Below are 2,427 nucleotides of genomic sequence, written 5' to 3' on the forward strand. Positions count from 1 at the left end.
ACCAGCGCGAGCAGCAGCCAGATGTCGGCCGCGCCGCCGCCGGTGGCTGGCGAGCCGCCCGGGTTGCCGCTGCTGCTGTCGTCCACCGGCGTGGCCGCATCGGCCAGCGCGAGATCCACCACCACCGGATCGTGATCGGACGAGCGGTATGCATCGGCCGCGTAATAGCTCGTGCGCTGCTCGGTGCTCTTGTAGGCGTAGGTGTATTCGAGCGCGATCGGCTCGTCGGCGTTGATGTGCCACTCGTGCACGGCCTTCACGCGCGGCAGCAGCGCGGCCGATGCGAGCGCGTGATCGAGATAGCCCGTTTCGCCGCTGTACACGTAGCTGTAGGCGCTGTCGCCGATGAAGCGCGCCGCGAGGTTGGTATAGCCGCGCGCCTCGAACAGCGCGATCGGATCTTCCTTCGCGTAGCTGTTCATGTCGCCGATCAGCAGCACGCCCGCGCCTTCCACGCCGGTGGGGTTGCCGGCCAGCCAGTCGGCGACCAGCCCGGCCGCGCGCACGCGGGTGGGGTTCCAGCAGCTCTGGCCGTCGCCCTGATCCGCATCGAGGCCGGTGGCGTCCGTGCAGCCCTTCGACTTCAGGTGATTGACCACCACCGTCACCGGGCGCGCGCCGCCGATGCGGCGGAAGGTTTGCGCGAGCGGCTGGCGGTTCTTGTTGTCGATCGCGAGCGTGGCCGCGTGGCCGACCGGCTCGACCGAGCGGCTGTTGTAGAGCAGCGCGACCTTGATCGCGTCGCCGCCGAGCTTGTCGACGCCGGGGTCGACCACGCGCCAGTTGTCGCCGAGCCGCGCCGCGAGCTGGCGCACCGCGCTCAGATCGCCGTAGCCGTTGTTGGCGATTTCCATCAGGCCGATCACGTCCGGCTGCAGCGCCGTGATCGCGCTGACGATCTTTGCTTCCTGGCGCTGGAATTCCGCGTAGGTGGGCGCGCCGCGGTTGTCGGGCGCGTCGAAGCCGGCGCCCTGGCCGTCGCCGTTGAAGTAGTTGAGCACGTTGAACGAGGCCACCCGCACGTCGGCCTGCGGGTGGCGCGCGGGCGCCGGGCCGCGCGGGTTGCCCGAGGCGTCGAAGGCCGGCACGGCCGAGCCCGGCACCGGCTGCAGGCGCCACGCGCTGTAGCGCATCTCCATCACGCCCTCGACGTTCTCGACCGTATAGCCCACCCGCATCGTGTTCGCGGCCGACAGGCCCGGCGCCGGATACGGCACGCTGGCCGGGTTCTGCTTGTTCGAGCCGTCGTCGAGGATCAGGCGGTTCAGCGCGTTGGCGGCGGCGCGCGCCTTGGCCTCGGCCGGCGCGACCGCGTTGGTGGGCACCGACAGGCGGCCGTTGCTCAGCAGCACGCTGCCGTAGCGGCCCAGTTCGTAGACTTCGCTGACCGTCAGCTTCTGCGGCACGCGCACCAGCATGCCTTCCACTGCGGAGAACGCCGACGCATCGGCCACCGGCAGCGTGAGCGTGGCCGGCGTGACGTGCTGGCCGCTCGCGCATACGGCGATCGCGCCCGACAGCGTGAGCTGCGTCTGCCCGTACTTCTCCTCGACCTTGCCCGTCAGGTGGACGAGATCGCCGGCGGTGGCGCGCAGCTTGGGCGCGTAGACGAACAGGCCTTCGGACACGCCGGGCAGATTGACGCGCTGCGCGTCGGCCTGCTGGACGAAGAAGCCGCCGAAGCCGTCGGTGCCGCCGTAATCGGCGGTGACCACGGCCTCGATCGAGACGGTTTGCAGGTTCAACGGCGACGGCGCGACGTTGCCCTGGATTTCGGCAATCGGCGTGGCGCCGCCGCCGCAACCGGCGCTGACGACGGCCGCTTGCACGGGCAGCGATGCCAGCGCGGCGGCCAGCGACACGAGAACGAAACGCGGAATGGCTAGGTTCATGGCAGTTTTCGTTATTGAAAGAATGCGTAAGGCTACGGACGAATATTGACAGTGAAATGTAATGAACTGAACAAACCTGGCCATCCGGCCAGGGTGTGCCGGGTGTCGCGCGCAGGTACGCTGGCGTCATGGATCGAGGGGGCATCGATGCGGGGAAACGGGGCATGACCGCGCGCCTGGCCGGCTGGTGGGCGGCGGCGCTGATGCTGGCCGCCGTGCAGGCCCTGCCGGCCGCGTGGCGCGATGCGCTCGCGTTCGATCGCGCCGCGCTGCGCGACGGCCAGCTCTGGCGGCTCGTCGGCGCGCATTTCGTGCATCTGGGCTGGCGGCATGCGCTGTTGAACCTGGCGTGTCTGGCGGCGTGCGCGCCGCTCGTGGCGCGGCGGCATCGCGCCGCCCCGGCGCTCGCGGGGCTGGCCGCGCTCGTCGGCGCGCTGCTGTGGGCGTTCGCGCCCGGCGTCGAGCGCTACGTGGGCCTGTCGGGCGTGATTTATGCGCTCGCGGTGCTCGGGCTCGCGTCGCTGGCGCGCCGCGG

At 70.6% G+C, this 2,427-nt stretch carries 2 protein-coding genes; one reads left to right on the forward strand and one right to left on the reverse strand.

Translation table 11 applies throughout. From position 1 onward, the window contains the following. Positions 1-1,892, reverse strand: a 1,892-nt coding sequence (locus G3N92_RS33060; protein ID WP_206131717.1) for an ExeM/NucH family extracellular endonuclease, incomplete at its 3' end; no start/stop codon positions are given. Between the two features lie 164 nt (positions 1,893-2,056). On the opposite strand from G3N92_RS33060, the gene rrtA reads away from it, so the two are divergent. After that, a partial coding sequence (gene rrtA, locus G3N92_RS33065; protein WP_206131718.1) for a rhombosortase occupies positions 2,057-2,427 on the forward strand: 371 nt, incomplete at its 3' end.

Source organism: Burkholderia sp. Ac-20379 (assembly GCF_017104645.1).
Taxonomy (GTDB): domain Bacteria; phylum Pseudomonadota; class Gammaproteobacteria; order Burkholderiales; family Burkholderiaceae; genus Burkholderia.